Source organism: Streptomyces sp. NPDC087906 (assembly GCF_055584925.1).
Map to the genome: position 1 here is coordinate 245,288 of NZ_JBVJLC010000006.1, position 18,715 is coordinate 264,002.

General features: G+C 71.3%; 20 protein-coding genes. 12 read left to right on the plus strand and 8 right to left on the minus strand.

The window, feature by feature from the left end:
- Positions 1-14: 14 nt before the first annotated feature.
- The gene (locus tag ACZ63I_RS19945; RefSeq protein ID WP_469340521.1) at positions 15-461 is read right to left on the minus strand and encodes an ATP-binding protein; all 447 of its coding nucleotides are present in this window, start codon (positions 459-461) and stop codon (positions 15-17) included.
- A 170-nt stretch (positions 462-631) separates the two neighbouring features.
- Positions 632-1,402 (minus strand): hypothetical protein, encoded by a 771-nt coding sequence (locus ACZ63I_RS19950; RefSeq protein ID WP_469340287.1) that lies wholly within the window; start codon positions 1,400-1,402, stop codon positions 632-634.
- Between the two features lie 185 nt (positions 1,403-1,587).
- Here ACZ63I_RS19950 and ACZ63I_RS19955 point away from each other — a divergent pair, with 185 nt between their 5' ends.
- Complete coding sequence (locus ACZ63I_RS19955) at positions 1,588-2,265, plus strand: enoyl-CoA hydratase/isomerase family protein (protein ID WP_469340288.1); 678 nt, start codon at positions 1,588-1,590, stop codon at positions 2,263-2,265.
- Positions 2,266-2,352: 87 nt separating this feature from the next.
- Here ACZ63I_RS19955 and msrA read toward each other — a convergent pair whose 3' ends face one another.
- Together msrA and ACZ63I_RS19965 are read right to left on the minus strand one after the other, a co-directional pair.
- The gene (gene msrA / locus ACZ63I_RS19960; protein ID WP_469340289.1) at positions 2,353-2,880 is read right to left on the minus strand and encodes a peptide-methionine (S)-S-oxide reductase MsrA; all 528 of its coding nucleotides are present in this window, start codon (positions 2,878-2,880) and stop codon (positions 2,353-2,355) included.
- Positions 2,881-2,961: 81 nt separating this feature from the next.
- Positions 2,962-3,699 (minus strand): SDR family oxidoreductase, encoded by a 738-nt coding sequence (locus tag ACZ63I_RS19965; protein WP_469340290.1) that lies wholly within the window; start codon positions 3,697-3,699, stop codon positions 2,962-2,964.
- Between the two features lie 158 nt (positions 3,700-3,857).
- On the opposite strand from ACZ63I_RS19965, the gene ACZ63I_RS19970 reads away from it, so the two are divergent.
- The 7 genes from ACZ63I_RS19970 (at position 3,858) to ACZ63I_RS20000 (ending at position 8,684) form a co-directional block, all read left to right on the plus strand.
- Positions 3,858-4,451, plus strand: coding sequence for a TetR/AcrR family transcriptional regulator (locus ACZ63I_RS19970; RefSeq protein ID WP_469340291.1), 594 nt, complete (start codon positions 3,858-3,860; stop codon positions 4,449-4,451).
- Positions 4,452-4,560: 109 nt separating this feature from the next.
- Complete coding sequence (locus ACZ63I_RS19975) at positions 4,561-5,073, plus strand: methylated-DNA--[protein]-cysteine S-methyltransferase (protein ID WP_469340292.1); 513 nt, start codon at positions 4,561-4,563, stop codon at positions 5,071-5,073.
- A gap of 10 nt (positions 5,074-5,083) precedes the next feature.
- Positions 5,084-5,572 (plus strand): RNA polymerase sigma factor, encoded by a 489-nt coding sequence (locus ACZ63I_RS19980; RefSeq protein WP_469340294.1) that lies wholly within the window; start codon positions 5,084-5,086, stop codon positions 5,570-5,572.
- Entirely contained in the window at positions 5,569-6,210 is a 642-nt protein-coding gene (locus tag ACZ63I_RS19985) for a methylated-DNA--[protein]-cysteine S-methyltransferase (protein WP_469340295.1), read from the plus strand. The genes ACZ63I_RS19980 and ACZ63I_RS19985 overlap by 4 nt, the downstream gene beginning before the upstream one ends.
- A gap of 514 nt (positions 6,211-6,724) precedes the next feature.
- A complete protein-coding gene (locus tag ACZ63I_RS19990; RefSeq protein WP_469340297.1) occupies positions 6,725-7,066 on the plus strand; it encodes a hypothetical protein in 342 nt (113 codons plus the stop codon).
- Between the two features lie 231 nt (positions 7,067-7,297).
- On the plus strand, positions 7,298-7,684 hold the full coding sequence (locus ACZ63I_RS19995; protein ID WP_041994795.1) for a MerR family transcriptional regulator: 387 nt from the start codon (positions 7,298-7,300) through the stop codon (positions 7,682-7,684).
- A gap of 157 nt (positions 7,685-7,841) precedes the next feature.
- Positions 7,842-8,684 carry an enoyl-CoA hydratase/isomerase family protein gene (locus ACZ63I_RS20000; RefSeq protein ID WP_469340298.1) on the plus strand — a complete coding sequence of 281 codons (843 nt, stop codon included), beginning with the start codon at positions 7,842-7,844 and terminating at the stop codon, positions 8,682-8,684.
- Between the two features lie 145 nt (positions 8,685-8,829).
- On the opposite strand, the gene ACZ63I_RS20005 is transcribed toward ACZ63I_RS20000, so the two are convergent.
- Both ACZ63I_RS20005 and ACZ63I_RS20010 read right to left on the minus strand, forming a co-directional pair.
- The gene (locus ACZ63I_RS20005) at positions 8,830-9,648 is read right to left on the minus strand and encodes an SAM-dependent methyltransferase (RefSeq protein ID WP_469340300.1); all 819 of its coding nucleotides are present in this window, start codon (positions 9,646-9,648) and stop codon (positions 8,830-8,832) included.
- A gap of 108 nt (positions 9,649-9,756) precedes the next feature.
- The gene (locus tag ACZ63I_RS20010; RefSeq protein WP_469340301.1) at positions 9,757-11,400 is read right to left on the minus strand and encodes an ABC-F family ATP-binding cassette domain-containing protein; all 1,644 of its coding nucleotides are present in this window, start codon (positions 11,398-11,400) and stop codon (positions 9,757-9,759) included.
- A 388-nt stretch (positions 11,401-11,788) separates the two neighbouring features.
- On the opposite strand from ACZ63I_RS20010, the gene ACZ63I_RS20015 reads away from it, so the two are divergent.
- Both ACZ63I_RS20015 and ACZ63I_RS20020 read left to right on the plus strand, forming a co-directional pair.
- Positions 11,789-13,453, plus strand: a complete 1,665-nt coding sequence (locus tag ACZ63I_RS20015; RefSeq protein ID WP_469340302.1) for a phospholipid carrier-dependent glycosyltransferase — start codon at positions 11,789-11,791, stop codon at positions 13,451-13,453.
- Positions 13,454-13,532: 79 nt separating this feature from the next.
- The gene (locus tag ACZ63I_RS20020) at positions 13,533-13,799 is read left to right on the plus strand and encodes a hypothetical protein (RefSeq protein ID WP_041994808.1); all 267 of its coding nucleotides are present in this window, start codon (positions 13,533-13,535) and stop codon (positions 13,797-13,799) included.
- An 89-nt stretch (positions 13,800-13,888) separates the two neighbouring features.
- Here the strand turns inward: ACZ63I_RS20020 and ACZ63I_RS20025 are convergent, their stop codons facing one another.
- Positions 13,889-14,518, minus strand: coding sequence for a DNA polymerase ligase N-terminal domain-containing protein (locus tag ACZ63I_RS20025; protein WP_469340304.1), 630 nt, complete (start codon positions 14,516-14,518; stop codon positions 13,889-13,891).
- 255 nt (positions 14,519-14,773) lie between these two features.
- On the opposite strand from ACZ63I_RS20025, the gene ACZ63I_RS20030 reads away from it, so the two are divergent.
- The gene (locus ACZ63I_RS20030; RefSeq protein ID WP_469340305.1) at positions 14,774-17,353 is read left to right on the plus strand and encodes an ATP-dependent Clp protease ATP-binding subunit; all 2,580 of its coding nucleotides are present in this window, start codon (positions 14,774-14,776) and stop codon (positions 17,351-17,353) included.
- Between the two features lie 32 nt (positions 17,354-17,385).
- Entirely contained in the window at positions 17,386-17,706 is a 321-nt protein-coding gene (locus ACZ63I_RS20035) for a DUF6479 family protein (RefSeq protein ID WP_469340307.1), read from the plus strand.
- Positions 17,707-17,782: 76 nt separating this feature from the next.
- On the opposite strand, the gene ACZ63I_RS20040 is transcribed toward ACZ63I_RS20035, so the two are convergent.
- On the minus strand, positions 17,783-18,625 hold the full coding sequence (locus ACZ63I_RS20040; protein ID WP_469340309.1) for a maleylpyruvate isomerase family mycothiol-dependent enzyme: 843 nt from the start codon (positions 18,623-18,625) through the stop codon (positions 17,783-17,785).
- Positions 18,626-18,715 lie beyond the last annotated feature (90 nt).

The window sequence follows — 18,715 nt, forward strand, 5'->3', positions numbered from 1 at the left end:
GGGCCCCCGGGCCCCTAGGCGGTGTCCTCGGACCGGCCGAAGCCGTCCTGGGCGTGCGGCGCCGGGTATCCCGGCGGGGAGAAGCAGGCCGTGACGGTCTTGCCGCCGCTCTGCTCGTGCGTCTCCCAACTGTCGGCGAGCGCGTCGATGATGGTGAGCCCCCGCCCCGACGTGGTCAGTCCCTCGGCCGACCGGGGCGCGGGCACCGCGCTCCCCGAGTCGTGCACGCTCACGTGCAGACACGTGTTGTCCCAGGCCAGGATGAGCTGCGCGGTGCTCCGTGCGTGCACGTGCGCGTTCGTGATCAGCTCCGAGACGGTGAGCAGCACGTCGTCCACCGTGTCGGGTGCGTCCGCGGTCCACGGCAGCGATTCGAGGTGCGCGCGCGCCCAGGTGCGGCCCGCCTGCACCCCTCCCGAGATGGGGAAGGACTGCGCCCACCCCACCGCCTTCATCGACATGTCGCCCACCGTGCTCCTCCTCGATCCGCTGTACCGGTTCGTCGTGTACCCCCGGATACCGGGGCGAGTCGGCCGGTCGGGCGCGGGTATCACCGGAAGTGGGAGCCGGTTCCCGCAGCGCCCTGATCGCGGCGCCCTGGTCGCAGGGCCCTGATCGCGGGGCTCGCCGATCATCCGCTGGTGTCGGTCGCCACGTGAACCGCGTCGCCCGCCCGCAGCAGGCGCAGGAACGCCTTGATGCCGGTGATGATCTCCTCGTTGTCCGTCAGCCGGTTCACCGTGGCCTCGAACTCCCGCCCCAGCAGCACGATCTTCCGGTCGGCCTCGTCGGCGCGTGCGTACACGGACGCACCCAACGCGTCGACGGTGCGGCGCAGTTCGGCGAGGGCGAGGTACTGCTCCTCGGCCTTGTCCGCCAGGATCTTCATCCCGCTGTCGGTCTGCCCGACCTGCTTGCGCAGTTCCACCACGTCGTCGCGGGGATACGTGACGTCCTTCAGCAACGTGCCGAGCCGCCCGTGCAGTTGGGCGAAATAGGCGCCGGCGGGCCGGAAGGCCGTGCTCACCAGGCAGAAGCCCGCGAACCAGTAGCCGGTCGCCTCGCCCGTCGCCGCCGTGACCGCGACGATGACGCCGGCCGTCAGCACATGTCCCGCCACGGCGGCCCGCAGCATCAGCCGCGCGATGCGGGCCGCCTCGGTGTCGCGTTCGCGCGAGACCTCCAGGCCCTTCTCGCGGCTCACCCCGATCTCGGCGAGTACCGAATGCGCCCGGAAGTACAGGTTCCACGGGACGGTCAGCAGCACGAGCAACCACAGCAGGCACAGCGCGCCCGCCCCGGCGGTGACCAGTGCCGGCAGCGGGGCGCCGACCGCGTACGCGGCGGCCAGCGCCCCGGCCGTCAGCGCGACCGCCAGCAGCGCGCCCAAGAACTTCCCCATGCCGTCCCCCAGTTCACCGGTCGAATCCCCGGCCCCCACCCTGCCGCCAGGGTGCGCTCGGAGCATGAGTACCGCTACTCAAAACGGAGTCGTACGGTCAGCCCCACCGCATAGTTACCGTCGGGTAGGGTCGGTCGTGCCGACCCGCCGGCCCGTCTCGCCCGGCACGCTTCGAAGGAGTAGTCATGCCCACTCTCGACCGTGTGGACGATGTCTTCGTACTGGACCTCGGGGACACCGAGAACCGCTTCCACCCGGACTGGATCACCGAGGTCAACGCGCTGCTGGACCAGGTGGAGAAGGCGGAGGGGCCGCGCGCCCTGGTCACGGCGGCCACCGGCAAGTTCTTCTCCAACGGCCTGGACCTCGACTGGCTGCTCGCGCACGGCGAGCAGGCCGCCGCGTACGTCACCGACGTGCAGGAGCTGTTCGTGCGGCTGCTGACCCTGCCGATGGTGACGGTGGCGGCCCTGCAGGGGCACACGTTCGCCGCGGGCGCCATGCTCTCGCTCGCCCACGACTTCCGGGTGATGCGCGCCGACCGCGGCTACTGGTGCCTGCCCGAGGCGGACATCAACATCCCGTTCAGCGTGGGCATGTCCGCCCTCATCCAGGCCCGGCTGACACCGCAGGCGGCGCACGAGTCCATGGTCACCGGCCGCCGCTACGGCGGCGGCGACGCGCTCGCCGCCGGGATCGTCGACCGCACGGCGGACGAGGGCGCCGTACGCGCCGCGGCCGTCGAGATCGCCCGGAGCCAGACCGGCAAGGACGGCCGCACGCTCGGGACGATCAAGAACCGTATGTACGCGCCTGTCGTGGCGGCGCTGCGGGACAAGGAGACACCCCTCAGCCTCGGCTGAGCGCCTGCCGCGCCGAGGGGCCGGCCGTCCGGGCGCCGGCCCCGGTGCTCGCCGCCACGCGCTCCGCTGCGCTGCGGGAAGCGGTGCTCAGCGGGAAGCGGCGCTCGCGTCCTTGCGGCTCGGCAGCTTCCAGTTGGGCCGGACGAAGTGGCAGGTGTACCCCTCCGGGTACTTCTCCAGATAGTCCTGGTGCTCCGGCTCGGCCTCCCAGAAGTCACCGACGGGGGCGACCTCGGTCACCACCTGCCCCGGCCACAGCCCGGACGCGTTCACATCGGCGATGGTGTCCTCGGCCACCCGCTTCTGCTCGTCGTTCGTGTAGTAGATGGCGGACCGGTAACTCGTGCCGATGTCGCCGCCCTGGCGGTTGAGCGTCGTCGGGTCGTGGATCTGGAAGAAGAACTCCAGCAGGGTGCGGTAGGACGTCAGGGCCGGGTCGAAGACGATCTCGATCGCTTCGGCGTGCGTCCCGTGGTTGCGGTAGGTCGCGTTCGGCACATCGCCACCGGTGTAGCCGACCCGGGTGGAGGCAACGCCCGGGTACTTGCGGATCAGGTCTTCCATTCCCCAGAAGCACCCGCCGGCGAGAACCGCGCGCTCGGTCGAATCCGTCATGTCGTCTCTCCTTACCTCAAGCGTCGGACAGCGTCCGGCGCACCCTCCAGTATCGCCGATCAGGACAGCAGCCGGAGGCGGTCACCCCTGCGCCGTGGGACGGACGACGATCTCGTTCACGTCGACGTCCGCGGGCTGCTCGATCGCGAAGCCGATGGCACGCGCTATCGCGTCCGGCGCGATGGCGAACGCCTCCTTGGAGGCGGCCAACTCGGCGCGTACGCCGGGGTCGGGCACGGAATCCGTGAAGTCGGTCCTGACGAAGCCGGGGGAGACCACCGACACCCGTAGATCGGGGCCCGCCTCCTGGCGCAGCCCGTCGGAGATCGCGCGGACCGCGACCTTCGTGGCCGAGTAGACCGCCTGGTTCGGCACGGTCCGGTAAGCGGCGGTGGACGCGGTGTGCACGAACTGGCCGAACCCCTGGTCGCGGAAGACGGGCAGCGCGGCGGCGATGCCGTGCAGGACACCCCGGACGTTGACGTCGATCATCGCGTCCCAGTCGTCGACGCGCAGGTCGTCCAGGGCGGAGACCGGCCCGATGCCGGCGTTGCTGACGAGCACGTCGAGCTTTCCGTACCGCTCGCGGGCCAGCGCCACGAGGCCCGACAGATCCGCGCGCCGCGTCACATCCGTGACGGTGTGGGCGGTCTCGCCGCCCTCGGCGGCGATACGGGCGGCCAGCGCCGCCAGCCGCTCCGGGCGGCGCGCGCCGAGCACGACCTTCGCGCCGCGCCGGGCGAGCAGCAGCGCGGTGGCCTCGCCGATGCCGCTGGTGGCGCCGGTGACGGCGATGACCTTGTCCTTGATCTCCGACATGATGCGGTCCTCCGCGATCAGATGCGTGAACAGGCCCGCGATACGCGGTAACCTCGAAGCGGACACATGTCCGCTACCTCTCGAACCGTAGCGGACATGTATCCGGTTAGCCAGTCCGGTGCTGTCGTACGCCGGTGATGCCGTACGGAGGAGAGCCCATGGCCGAAGGGCAGCAAGAGACGCGCACGTCCCGACCCGGCCTGCGCGCCGACGCCGAGCAGAACCGCGCCCGGATCCTGGAGGCAGCGCGCACCGCCCTCGCCGCGAGCGGCGAAGCGTCGCTCCAGTCCATCGCCAAACTCGCCGGGATCGGCCAGGGCACCCTCTACCGGCACTTCCCGAACCGGGAGGCGCTGGTACTCGCCGTGCACCGCCACGACGTCGCCGAACTCGTCGAAGCCGCCCCCGCACTGCTCGCCGCGCACCCGCCGGCCGAGGCGCTGCGCCGGTGGTTCGACCGGCTCGCCGCGTACGGGCGGATCAAGCACGGCCTCGCCGGCGCGCTGCACACCGTCACCCGGGCCCAGCTCGCCGGCGAGGGGTACGGCCCCGTCGTCGGAGCCATCGCGCTCCTGCTGGACGCGGGCAAGGAGGCGGGGACGATCCGGCAGGACATCGACGCCGAGGAGGTGCTGCTGCTGGTCGGCTTCCTGTGGCGGATCGACCTCGACGCCGACTGGGAGGCACGCTCCCGCCACATGCTCGGCCTGGTGATGGACAGCCTGCGCGTGGGGCGGGCGACCGGGGCCTGAACTGAACGGAACCGAACGGAACCGAAACGCCGGAACGCGACCTCACATTTCGCGCACGTCGTGCGTCTTCCCTGTGACGGCGGAAAACGCAGCAGAGGAGACCGGAACCATGGACACGCGCCACGCGATCGTGGACACCCCGCTCGGCGAGCTGACGGTGGCGGCATCGGGGGACGCCGTCGTGGGCCTCTACTTCCCGCACCACTGGTACCTGCCGCCCGAGGGCAGCCTGGGGCCGCTGACCGACATCGCGGACGACCCGCTGCTCGCGGCCGCCGCGAGCCAGCTCCGCGAGTACCTCGCCGGTGAGCGGTCCTCGTTCGACCTGCCGACGGCGACCGACGGCGACCCGTTCCAGGAGCGCGTCTGGGCGCTGCTCCGCGAGATTCCGTACGGCGAGACCGTCACCTACGGCCGGCTCGCCGAGCGGCTCGGCGACAAGGCCCTGGCCCAGTCGGTGGGGCAGGCGGTCGGCCACAACCCGCTCTCCGTCATCGTGGCCTGCCACCGGGTCGTCGGCAGCAACGGAAAGCTCACCGGGTTCGCCGGTGGACTCAAGCGCAAGCAGTTCCTCCTCGAACTCGAAGAACCCGAGACGGCGAAGGCCGCGCGGCTGTTCTGAACGGACGTCAATGAAGCCCTTTGAACAGGTCGTCACCGAACACGCGGACACGGTGCTCCGCGTGTGCCGGGCGGTCGTCGGCGTCCATGACGCCGACGACGCCTGGGCGGAGACCTTCCTCGCCGCGATGCGCGCCTACCCGGAGCTGCCGGAGGACGCGAACGTCGAGGCGTGGCTGGTCACCATCGCCCACCGGAAGGCCATCGACATCACCCGCGCCCGCGCCCGGCACGCGATCCCCGTGGACGAACTGCCCGACCGCCCCTCGACCAGCGGACTGCCCGACGCCGCCGACCCCGACCTGTGGGACGCGGTCAAGGCGCTCCCGGCGAAACAGCGCCAGGCGGTCGCCTACCACCACTTCGCCGGCCTGCCGTACCGCGACGTCGCCTCCCTCGTCGGAGGCACGCCGGACGCGGTACGCCGCGCTGCCTCGGACGGCATCAAGGCACTGAGAACGACCCTCGCCGGCACCCACGCGAAAGGAGTCACCCCATGAACGACACCAATCACACCAACGGCACACCGGACGACGAGAGCGCGGCCCTGCTCGCCCGCGCCGGCGCCTCCGCGGGCCCGGAGCGGCTCGGCAGACTGCACGGCAGGCTCGAAGAGGCGGCGGCGCGCTACGGCATCCTCGACGTCGCCTACACCACCGTCGACACCCCCGTCGGCCCACTGCTGCTCGCGGCCACCGAGAAGGGCCTGGTCCGGGTCGCCTACGCGGTCGAGGACCACGACAAGGTCCTCGACACCCTGACCACCCGGCTGAGCCCCCGCGTCCTGCGCGCGCCCCGCCGCCTGGACGAGGCGGCGCGCGAACTCGACCAGTACTTCACCGGCGCGCGGCAGACCTTCGACCTCCCCCTGGACCTGGCGCTCTCCAAGGGCTTCCGGCAACTCGTACAGCGCCACCTCCCCGACATCGCCTACGGCCACACCCAGAGCTACGCGGAGGTGGCCCGCCTGGTAGGCAACCCCAAGGCGGTACGAGCGGTCGGCACGGCCTGCGCGACCAACCCGCTGCCCGTGGTCGTGCCGTGCCACCGCGTCCTGCGCAGCGACGGCACACTGGGCGGCTACGCGGGCGGCCCGAACGCCAAGTCCATCCTGCTGAACCTGGAATCGGCGGCGTAAAAGGCGCGGGATTGGTACGGTCTCTGCCGTGAAGTGATTTCCCGGTGGCGGCGTGCGCCGCCACGGACGGCGAAGCAGACACCGCCATGTCCCGCGCCCGCGCGGGCAGTTCCGTCCGGAGACTTCACGATGACCCCGCACGCGTCAGGGACCGGCCACCTGCTGGTGGACTGGGCCACGTTCCCGCCCGTCGGCCATGTGATCGAGGGCCTGCAGATCGCCGGCGCCTACGCCGCCGCGTACCCGCACCTGCCGGTCTCCCTGGCGCTGCATCGCCGCGCGGCGGTGGAACTCGCCGACTGCTGCGACTTCCTGGCCGCCTACTACACCGTCGACCACGACGTGCTGGGCACGTCCCTCCCGGACGACGTCTTCGCTGCCGTCCCACCGGACTGGCAGTGGACCTACCGCTGCTACCTGCGGGACGACCCGGCCAACCAGGCCGCGTTCCCCCAACTGACACGGCTGTCGGCCGCCGCCGCCGCGTACTTCGGCACGCCCAGGGACGCCCCGGGTGACGCTGTCGGGAGGGCCGCACTTCGAGTACTTCCACAACGGCGTCCCGTTCCACTCACTCGTCCCCGACACCTCGCGGTTCCCCGCGTTCGGCGGCAGCACGCACGTGGTGGCGGCCGACAGCGACGGCAGCGGGCCGCGCGAGGCGTCGATGACGCGCGAGCGGGTGACCGGGGTACTGCCGGAACTGCTCGAAGCGGCGGCGTCCCTCGTCGCGGGGAGGCTGACGTACGAGGAGTGCCTCGCCGCCTACTTCCCGCGCCTCCTGGGTGCGTTGGGCGGTGACGTCTCGGCGCTGAGTTCCTGGGACAACGTGCATCTCAGGTTCGCCGGCGGCTGACGCGGCGGCGGAGCCGTCAGAGCCTGTTTTCGAGGGTCTGTGGCGCGTTTGCCCAGCTCAGAATCGGAGCGATCCGGCAGTCGATCGCGCTGCCGGTGTTGATCCTCCCGGGAGATCGACCACGAGCGAGGAGAACCGGCGGGATGCTCCGCATCCGTGAATGTTCATAAGACGTACGCTGAAATCTCACGTCTACGTGAGGTCCACGTCTGGATTACCCGAGGAGGTGTCATGCGTATCGGAAAGGTGGCCGAGGGCTCCGGGGTCAGCGTCCGTGCGCTGCGGTACTACGAGGAGCAGGGACTCGTGATCGCCGACCGCAGCCCCAGCGGTCACCGGCAGTATCCCGAGTCCGCCGTCGAGCGGGTGAGGTTCATCCAGCTTCTCTACTCGGCCGGGCTGAGCAGCAAGGCGATCCTGCAGATCCTGCCCTTCCTGGACACCCGCGTCGCGACCCCCCGGATGACACAGCGGCTCAAGGACGAACGCGACCGCATCCGGACCCAGATCGACAACCTGACCAGGGCACACGATCGACTCGACGAGCTGATCGACTTCGCCACCGAGTCTGCGATCTCTCCAGCCGCATGCTCGGCGGGCGTGGACGCCGTCACATGATCGGCTGAGCTTCAGGGGGTGTGCGGAGAATCAACTTGCTGTCGGACACCGGTCCTTATCGGGGTTGCACCTCACGCTGACGTCAGGTTTTAGCGTGGAGGCACGGGACGGCGACGCGCGCCGGGTACCCCCAAGCACTCTGTGCAGGAGTTCACACATGATTTACGACGGCTACAAGGCCCTGCGGATCCAGGTGCGCGGTCGCATCGCCCAGGTCACGATCGACAATCCGCCGATGAATCTCGGCGATCACGCGTTGCTCTCCGACCTCGCCCGATTCAGCACCGAGGTCCGAACCGACGACACTGTGGGCGTCATCGTGTTCGACAGCGCCGATCCTGACTACTTCTACGCCCATGTGGACATGGAGGACAAGACTGTCCTGGAGCAGCTCCAGGACGAGTCGGCCGCACTGAGTTTTATCCAGGAAATGCACGAAAGCTACCGGACCCTGCCGCAGGTGACGATCGCGAAGATCGCCGGGCGGACACGCGGCGGCGGCATCGAGTTCATTACAGCCCTCGATCTGCGGTTCGCCGCACTGGAAAAAGCACTGTTCGCTCAGATTGAGGTGAGTCTGGGCATCTTTCCGGGCGGCGGAGGCTCGCAGTACCTGCCACGCCTGCTGGGTCGGTCGCGTGCGCTTGAGGTCATCGTCGGCTCCGATGCCTTCGACGCCGCGCTCGCCGAGCGGTACGGGTTGATCAACCGGGCGTTGCCCGCGGACGAACTCGACGGGTTCGTGGAGCGACTTGCCCAGCGGATCGCCTCCTTCCCGCCCGAAGCGGTCTCGCTGGCCAAGCAGGCGGTCGACTCGGGCATCAGCTTGTCAGTGGCTGACGGACTGCGAGAGGAGAACAAGCTGCTTCGGCAAGCTGTAACCCCGCAGGTTGTCGAGTTCGTGCAGGCTGCTCTCGCGGCCGGGGCACAGACTCACGAGGGCGAACTCGACATGGAGGGTCTCATCAACGGCCTCCGCCAGGCCCGGTCCGGGACGTGAACGCCTGGATCCGTGGCCTCCGGGCGGGGTTGCTGACCGCCGACGCCAAGATGATCAGTCTCATTGGGCCTCGGGGGAGGTCGGCTGTCCGCGAAACCGCGTCGAACTGGATAAACGACAAGCTCAGGCTGGATGAACGACAAGCTCAGGGTTTGACGCCCACGCCTGCCAGTCCGTGGAGCGTGGCCGGGTCGAGGTCGTCGTCCGGGGTGTCGGGGCGCCAGTGGGGGAGTGGCACGATGCCGGGGTCCACGAGGTCGAAGCCCGCGAAGAACGGCGCCAGTTCGGTGGCCGAGCGCATGATCAGGGGGGTCGTGGTGCGGCGGTAGATCTGCTGAACGGCCTCCTGGCCGTCAGGAGTCGGCCCGTTCTCCAGCGTGGCGTGGGTGATGACGACGACGCTGCCGGGCGCCAGCGCGTCGCGCAGGGTCGCGATGATCTCGGTGGGGCGGTCGCTGTCGTGCAGGAAGTGCGTGATCGCGACCAGCATCAGCGCGACCGGGCGGTCGAAGTCCAGCAGTCGGCGGGTCTCCGGGTGGTCGAGGACGGACCGGGGGTCCCGCAGATCCGCGTTGGCGACGGTGGCGTTGTCGTTCCCCGCCAGGACCGCCCGGCTGTGCGTGACTGCGACCGGGTCATTGTCGACGTACACGACACGCGCGTCGGGCCCGGCCTGCTGGACCGCCTCGTGGACACTGCCGAACGTCGGGATGCCCGAACCGATGTCGAGGAACTGGCTGATGCCCCGGTCCGTCGCGAACCGCAGCGCGCGGTGCATGACCGCGCGGTTGGCGCGGCCGATCGCCGGGATGCCCGGCATGGCCTCGACAGCCGCTCTGCCCGCCGCCCTGTCGACCTCGAAGTTGTGCGAGCCGCCGAGGAAGTAGTCGTATATCCGTGAGGCGTTGGGCTTGGTGATGTCGACGTCCTCCGGTGCCCAGGACGGCCGGGCGGTCTCGGTCACGGTCGGTGCCTCCAGGTGGTCGGGCCGGCGACGCGTCCGGCGGGATCGTGGACATGGCGCTGCGTACGAGGCTACTGGCGCCGGCCGGTGTGCGCGCCGGTACGGGAGTCAGAGCAGGTCCCGCACCTCGTCGGCGGCGACATCCTGGAGGTCCTCGGCGAGCAGCAGCCAGCGGGTGATGCCGATCGACTCCAGGAACGCCAGGTCGTGTCCCGCGATCAGCAGCGCACCCTCGTACGAGCTGAGCGCGCTCGTGAGCTGACGCACGCTTGCCATGTCGAGGTTGTTGGTCGGCTCGTCCAGCATCAGCAACTGGGGTGCGGGGGCCGCCAGCATCATCGCGGCGAGCGCGGCGCGGAAGCGCTCGCCGCCGGACAGGGTCCCGGCCTGCTGTTCCGCCCGTGCCCCCTTGAAGAGGAAGCGGGCGAGCTGCGAGCGGATGTGGCTGTCGGTGACGCCGGGCGCCAGCCGGGCCACGTTGGCCGCGACGCTCAGCTCGTCGTCCAGCACGTCGAGGCGCTGCGGCAGGAAGCGCAGCGGCACGTACGTCCTCGCCTCACCGGAGAGCGGGGGCAGTTCGCCGGTGAGCGTGCGCAGCAGCGTGGTCTTGCCCGCGCCGTTGCGCCCGACGAGGGCGATGCGCTCGGGCCCGTGCACCTCAAGATCGCCCGAGACGAGCCTGCCGAACTGCGGCCGCAGTGCACGCAGGCTCAGGACGGTACGGCCCGCGGGGACCGCGGTGTGCGGCAGGCTCACCCGGATCTCCGCCTCGGCGCGCACCGCGTCCGCCGCCTCCTCGCGGCGCTCACGCGCCTCGTTGAGCCGGTCCTCGTGCACCCCGCGCAGCCTGTCTCCGGACTCCTGCGAGGACCGCTTCAGTTCGCCCGCGACGATCCTGGAAGCCCGCCGCTGGCCGTCCATCTTCTTGTTGTTCCGCTGCCGGCGGGCCAGCTTCACCCGGGTCTCCGCCAACTCGCGCTGCTGGCGCCACACGTCAGCCTCGGCGGAACGCAACGTCCGCCCCGCCGCCTCCTGTTCGGTGGCCAGCGCCTCCTGGTAGGCCGACCAGCCGCCCCCGTACCAACTGACCGACCCGGCGCGCAGCTCGGCGATCCGGTCGACACGTTCGAGCAGCTCCCGGTCGTGGCTGACGACGACCAGGACGCCCGAGCGCCACGCGTCCACGGCCTCGTAGAGCCTGCGGCGCGCGAACACGTCGAGGTTGTTGGTCGGCTCGTCCAGCAGCAGCACGTCGGGCCGCTCCAGCAGCAGCGCCGCCAGCCGCAGCAGTACGGTCTCGCCGCCGGACATCTCGCCGACGGTGCGGTCCAGTTCGACCTCGCCGAGTCCCAGCGAGCCCAGCGTCGCCAGGGCCCGCTCCGCCACGTCCCAGTCGTCCCCGATCGTCTCGAAGTGCTCGTCGCGCACGTCCCCGGCCTCGACGGCGCGTACCGCCGCACGCCGCTCGGCGATGCCGAGGGCCTGGTCGACGCGCAGGGCCGTGTCGAGGGTGAGGTTCTGCGGAAGGTACGCCAGGCTCCCGGCGACGGTCACCGACCCCTGGGAGGCACGCAGTTGACCGGTCAGCAGACGCAGCAGGGTGGATTTGCCCGAGCCGTTGTCACCGACCAGACCGTTACGGCCCCGGCCGATGGAGAGGTTGAGTCCGTCGAAGACGGTCGTACCGTCCGCCCATCCGTAGGAGAGGGCGGAGCAGGTCACGGAAGGGCCGGACGGGGTGGGTGTCGCCATGAGGGTTCTCGCAGTCGCAAGCGCGGTGGACGGGGGGCTGCGTATGCGAGCACCACGCGGCGACCGAACCGGGAGAAGGCGGTGTGACGGTCCCCTGGAGAGCGCTGGGACCGGTCATGGCACCGAGGTCGCATCCACGCGGAGGTCACGGCGGCGGGCAGAGCCGCAGCGGCGTGACAGGCGTACGGCGAGAGCCGTACGGCGTGATGATCGCGAACCTCAGATGCGCAACGTCCACCTCAATCGGCGACAACAGAGACAGATCGACCTTACCGATCCGGTGCGGCGAAGGCAACGCGCACCGGATCCGCCGGGCGGGCGGTCATGGCATGATCTGCTGTCCGGCACGGTGCCGGTGCTGTGCGGACGCCGGCCGGAGCGCGTGGACATGACGCAACAGGCTTACCCGTGGCACCGGTTCGGCCGGCCGCGGCGGCTCGGCCGGTGGCCGCTGCTGCTCGCCGTGTGCGTGCTCCTCGCCGCGATGGCCGCGGCGATGGTCACCACCGCCGTCGAGCAGACCCCGACCATCGACGAACCGGTCTACGTCGGCACTGCCGTGGTCTACACCCAGCAGCACAGCCTCCGCTACAACCCCGAACACCCGCCGCTGGGCAAGCTGATCATCGCGGCCGGGACCGCCGTCGCCCGTCCGCACCTCGACCCCGGCTTCACCGGCGACCAGACCGCGCTCGGCCGGCGGTTGCTGTACGAATCGGGCAACGACCCCTGGCGGCTGATGCTGCTGGCGCGGCTGCCGGTGATCGCGCTGACCCTGCTCTTCGGACTGGTCGTCTTCGCCTTCGCGCGCGATCTCACCGGCCCCGTGGGCGGGTTGCTGGCGCTCGCGCTGTACGTGTTCTCGCCCGACCTCATCGCGCACGGGTCGCTGGCCACACTGGACGTACCGGCTGCCGGCTTCCTGCTGACGTCGGTGTGGCTGCTGTGGCGGGCGCGGCTGCGGCCGTACCGCTACCTGCCACTCGCCGGGCTCGCGACCGGCGCGGCGGTGGCCACGAAGATGAGCGCGCTGCCCGCCGTGCCGGTGCTGCTCCTCCTCGCCGCCCTGTCGGTGTGGCAGGGCCGCCGGTCGCAGGACCCCGACCGGCCCGGAGCCGCGCGGGTCCTGGCGTACGGTGTCGCGGCGGCGGCCGGGGTCGCGGTGATCGCGATCGGCGTGGTGTGGGCGAGCTATCTCGCCGTCGACCCCCGGCTGCGCTGGACGGCACCCGGGGACGTACCCGCCATCCACGGGCCGCGCGGACTCGTCATCGACCTGCTGCCGCTGCCGGAGCCGTACCGGGACGGTCTGCGCATCCAGTTCGGCTTCGAGGACACGACGTTCGGCGGGTTCCTGTTCGGCAGGCACTACCAGGGCAACCTCTGGTACTACCTACCGGCGGCGCTGCTGGTGAAGACGCCGCTCGGGCTGCTCGCCCTGTGGGCGGCCGGCGCCGCGGCGCTGCTGCGGTCGGCCCGGCTGCGACCCGCCGTGCCGTACGTCCTCGTCCCCGCCGTCCTGCTGCTGGCGGTGGCCATGACCGGCGCCCGGGACTTCGGCACCCGCTATGTCATCTTCCTGCCGATGTTCCTGGCCGTCGCTGCCGCCGGTGTGACGGTCGTACGGGTGCGCCGGGCGCAGGTCGCCGCGTGGGCGGTCGTCCTCTTCGCCGCGGTCAGTTCGCTGCGTACGTTCCCGTACTACCTGCCGTACGCGAACGAGGCGTTCGGCGGTCCCGCCAAGACCCATCTGCGGCTGCACGACTCGAACGTCGACTGGGGCCAGGACCTGGGCCGGCTCGCCGACCGGCTGCGCGAGCGGTATCCGGGCGAGCGGATCTGGCTCGTCTACAAGGGCAGCGGTGTGCCGTCCTTCTACGGCATCGAAGCCTCCGACCCGCGCCGCACGCCCCCTGACGAGGTGCGCGGACTGCTCGTCGTCTCGGACTCCTCCGTCGCCAAGGCCGAAGGCCGCCTCGCGGCACTGATCAGCGGCAGCGAGCCGATCGACGAGGTCGGCCACTCGATCACGATCTACCGCCGTCCGTCCTGACGCGACCGGTTGGCGGTCCTGAGCTGGGCAGTTGTCCGGCAAGCGGGCGTTGTCAGTGGCGGGTGGAATCCTGAACGCCATGGACGAACTGATGCGGCGGCGCGTCTACGGCGCCGACCACGAGGACCCCGATCCGGGGCCGAAACCGGGCCATGTCTACCGGGAACTGGTCGCGGGTCCGCTGGACGGGCTGCTGCTCGACGTCACGGGGTGGACGGACCAGCAGCTCTGGGAAGGCAGCGCACTGCCGACGGAGATAGGCGCCTACGGAGCCGGCGGACGGGCCCTGTACGGGCCCCGGCCGAGCGATCCGCGCCGATGGGACTGGGAGGGGGACACGCCCTGAGAGCGCGCTTCTCCCGACCGAACGGGGCCTCCACCGGACCCCTGCCGGACCGGACCCCTGCCGGACCGGACCCCTGCCGGCGGCAGCCGTCACCCCTCGTCCCGCTCCCGCGCCGACTCCTCGGCCACCTGGTGCAGCGTCCTGCCGGTCCGCGCCGAGCGGGCCCGCCGCGGATCGGGCGCGGCCGAGCCGTGCCGGGCGCCGTCGGTGTCGGTCTTCTTCCTGACCAGCAGCCAGGCCTCCTTCTCCGAGCCCGTGCCGTCGCGGAACCGGGTGAGGGCGAAAGCGCCGCGCAGCTTCGTCCCGTACAGCCGGAACGACGCGTGTCCGTGCTCGAGCGCCCGCCGGAAGGAGTCCGGGTCCCCGTCGTCCCCGAGCGGCCGGTAGGTGCCCTGGTCCCAGACGATGACCGCGCCCGCGCCGTACTGACCGCCGGCGATGACGCCCTCGTACTCCCGGTACTCCAGCGGATGGTCCTCCGTGGGCACGGCCAGCCGCTTGTCGCTCGGCTCGGCGGGCGGTCCCTTCGGCACCGACCAGGATTTCAGCACACCGTCCACCTCGAGCCGGAAGTCGAAGTGCATGGTGCTCGCGTCATGGATCTGGATCACGAACGACGGATCGTCCCCGGACGGCGCGTCCGCGCCGCGCGGCTCGTCGGTCACGCCGAAGTGCCGCTTGTCGCGGTACCGCCCCAGCTTGTCGGGCTCGTCGTCCACAGCGGATCCTCTCGGACAGCGCACGCCGTCGTCTGGTGCGAAGGTGGAAGGGAAACGGTCAGCCTGGTTCGGCCGACACGATTTCGGTCCGTGTGTCCGACGGTAAGCGGCCATGCCGGTACCGCAACCCCGATCGCCGGAGGAGCCCGGCACCGGTGGGGCGGCTAGCCGCCGAAGACGCGCCAGAGCCACCGAAGACCCCGACAGCTCAGCTCGTCGCGGCACCGACCCGCCGCGACAGCGGAACGGACGCACATGAGCAGCGGATTCATGGGTCCGGAGGGCCCCGGCGGCCCGGACTCGTTCGGCGATTTCCTGGCCCGCTTCCTCGGCGGTCCGGCAGGCCAGGGCGGTGGGCCGCACTCCATGCCGGAGCGCGCCGACATCGCCCGGCTGATGAGCGAGCCGGCCCGCGAACTGGTCGCCACAGCGGCGACGTACGCGGCGCGGCACGGCAGTACGGAGCTGGGCACGGAGCACCTGCTGCGCGCCGCCCTCGCGACCGAGCCGACCCGGGCGCTGCTCCAGCAGGCCGGGGCGGACCCCGACGCGCTGGCAGCCGACATCGACCGCACGGCGGGCTCGGGTCCGCAGCAGTCGGCCGTCGCCGCCACCCCCGCCGTCAAGCGCGCCCTGCTCGGCGCCCACGAGCTGGCGCGCGCCACCGGCGCCTCCTACATCGGTCCGGAACACGTACTCGGCGCGCTGGCCGCCAACCCCGACTCGGCGGCGGGCCGCATCCTCAACGTGCTGCGCCTCGGCGGACAGGCCACGACCGAGGGCGGCGGGCCGCACGGCATCGGCGCCCAGCCGTGGCCCGGTGCGCCCACCGGCCAGGAGCAGCCGTCCGGGCACGGCCAGGACACCCCGACCCTCGACAAGTACAGCCGCGACCTCACCGACCTGGCACGCGACGGCCGGATCGACCCGGTCATCGGGCGCGAGGAGCAGATCGAGCAGACGATCGAGGTGCTGTCCCGCAGGGGCAAGAACAACCCGGTCCTCATCGGGGACGCCGGGGTCGGCAAGACCGCGATCGTGGAGGGCCTGGCCCAGCGCATCACCGACGGGGACGTCCCCGACACCCTCCTCGGCAGGCGGGTCATCTCCCTCGACCTGTCCGGCGTCGTCGCGGGGACGCGCTACCGGGGCGACTTCGAGGAGCGGCTGAACGCGATCATCGAGGAGATACGCGGCCACTCGGACGCCCTGATCGTCTTCATCGACGAACTGCACACCGTCGTCGGCGCGGGCGGCGGCGGCTCCGAGGGCGGGTCGATGGAGGCGAGCAACATGCTCAAGCCCGCCCTGGCCCGGGGCGAGCTGCATGTCATCGGCGCCACGACCCTGGGGGAGTACCGCAGGTACATCGAGAAGGATGCCGCGCTCGCCCGCCGTTTCCAGCCCATCCTCGTCCCCGAACCGACCGTCGCGGACACGGTCGAGATCCTGCGGGGGCTGCAGGACCGCTACGAGGCGCACCACCAGGTGCGCTACACCCGCGACGCGCTGGTCGCCGCCGTCGAGCTGTCCGACCGCTACATCACCGACCGCTTCCTGCCCGACAAGGCGATCGACCTGATCGACCAGGCGGGCGCGCGGGTACGGCTGCGCTCGCGCACCAAGGGCCCCGACGTACGCGATCTGGAACGCGAGGCGGAGCAGCTCGTCAGGGACAAGGACCAGGCGGTCGCCTCCGAGCAGTACGAGCGCGCCACCGAACTCCGCGACCGCGTCAACGACATCGTGGAGCAGATCGCCGCGCGCGACGGGGAGAGTACGGAGCAGTCGGGCGACGGCCGGATCGTCGAGGTCACGGCCGAGGACATCGCCGAGGTCGTCTCGCGCCAGACCGGGATCCCGGTGAGCAGCCTGACCGAGGAGGAGAAGACCCGCCTGCTCGGCCTGGCCGACCGGTTGCACGCGCGCGTCGTCGGCCAGGACGACGCGGTCACCGCCGTGTCCGAGGCTGTCCTGCGCTCCCGTACCGGACTCGCCGACCCCAACCGCCCGATCGGCAGCTTCCTGTTCCTCGGCCCGACCGGCGTCGGCAAGACCGAACTGGCGCGGGCGCTCGCCGAGGCGCTGTTCGGCAGCGAGGACCGCATGGTGCGGCTCGACATGAGCGAGTACCAGGAACGGCACACCGTCAGCCGGCTGGTCGGCTCGCCGCCCGGATACGTCGGACACGAGGACGCGGGCCAGTTGACCGAGGCGGTCCGGCGCCATCCGTACTCGCTGCTGCTGCTCGACGAGGTCGAGAAGGCCCACCCGGACGTCTTCAACCTGCTGCTCCAGGTGCTGGACGAAGGCCATCTGACGGACGCCCAGGGCCGCCGCGTCGACTTCAAGAACACCGTCGTCGTCATGACCAGCAACCTGGGATCCGAAGCGCTCAGCGGCGGCCGAGGGGCGCTCGGCTTCGGCCCGCCGGACGAAGGCGCCACGGACACCGCGGCGCGGGAGCGCGCGATGAGCACCCTACGCGAGCACTTCCGCCCCGAGTTCCTGAACCGGCTCGACGACGTGATCGTCTTCCACCGGCTCACCGACGAACAGCTCAGGGAGGTCACGGGCCTGCTCCTCGACGCGACCCGCGACAGGCTGCGCGCCCAGCACATCGACATCGAGTTCTCCCAGCAGGCCCTCGACTGGCTGAGCCGCCGCGGCCGTCAGCCCGAGTACGGGGCCCGGCCGCTGCGCCGCACGATCCAGCGCGAGATCGACAACGAGCTGTCCCGGCTGCTCCTCGACGGGGCGCTGGCCCCGGGGGACCGGGTGCGCGTGGAGGTGGAGGACAACAAGCCCGCGTTCCGGGTCCTGCGCGAGAGCTGAATGACCGCAGGGGTTCGGGGCACTCGACCGGCATGAACTCGTCGCATTGGGACCTCGCTGCATCTTCCGGCCTGGCCGGCATCCTCCTGCCCGTGGTGGGTCTCGTCGTGGTGGTCGTCCTCATCGCGGCCGTCGTCTGGGGACGCCGCTCCAAGGCGGCCGAAGCCCGGCCGCCGCGCCCGGAGGAGCAGCCGAAGCTGCCGGAGAGCGGCCCGGTCGGCGAGGTCATGGAGGAGCGCGAGCCGAACGAGGTGCCCCGACAGGAGCACGAGCGGCTGACCCCGACGCAGCTCGGCGGCACCAGTCCGGTACGCCCCACCGATCCCAAGGACTCCGACCGCCCCGGCCACTGACCCCGGTGGTGTGCCGGCTTCCGACAGCCGGCGAGATCCGACGCCTCTTTACCGAAGGGGCAAGCCCGACGCCCCCTTACCGAACGATCGAGACGATCTCCAGTACGGCGGCGACGAGGGCCGCGTCCCCGCTCGGCGTCGTGCGGGGACGCGCCTCGTCCGGCGTGATGCCCCGGGTGGCCAGCCGCCACAGGCAGTCCGCCTCGATCACCACCTCGGCCGTCGCGGGCGCGCCGCTCTCCGCCAACGCCCACTGCTCCGGCCCCCGAACGGCCGTCCACGAACCCCCCGCGGGACCCGGCACATGGACGCGGACGACGGCGCCCTCGGCGGCCGGGGCCTCCCGCAGGGTCAGCGGAAGCGCCCGCAGGAAGGTGTCCAGGACGGGCCGGAGCAGGGCAGGGCCGGCCGCGCCGGGCCGCCCGACGGCGTCGCGGATCTGCTGCTGGTGGACCCAGAACTCGGTGTACTCCCTGGCGATGTCCAGCCACGCGGGCGACCGCGCCCCCGGTACCGCCCACGAGACCCCCACCCCGGCCGGCGCGGTCAGCTCGCGATCCGCCCAGAAGCCGTCCAGCTCGGCGCCCAGGTCCGCCAGCAGACCGATGAGCAGCCGGGGGCTGAACTGCCGCGCGGTGCGCACGAATTCCTCGTTCGTACGGTGCACGAACGCGGCCAGCGTCTCACCGGCGCCGAAGCCACCCCCAAGATGGCCGTCGCGCCCGGCCGACAGCCGTCTGATCTGGTCGTGCAGCACATGCGCCGCCACGTCCCGCACCGACCAGCCGGGGCAGCCGGTCGCCCGCGACCAGTCGGCGGGATCCAGCCCGGACAGCAGCTCGACCAGCGCCGCGCGCTCGACCGGGAAGAGCGGCCGCACGTCCAGCGGCGGCCCCAGCCAACCCCACTCCGTGTCCATCGACGGAGTTCACCACGCACGCGCGGTGGACCTCCACCGGTTTTGGCGTCGTGCCCACAGGTGCCGGCGGCGCTACCGCGTCGAACAGCC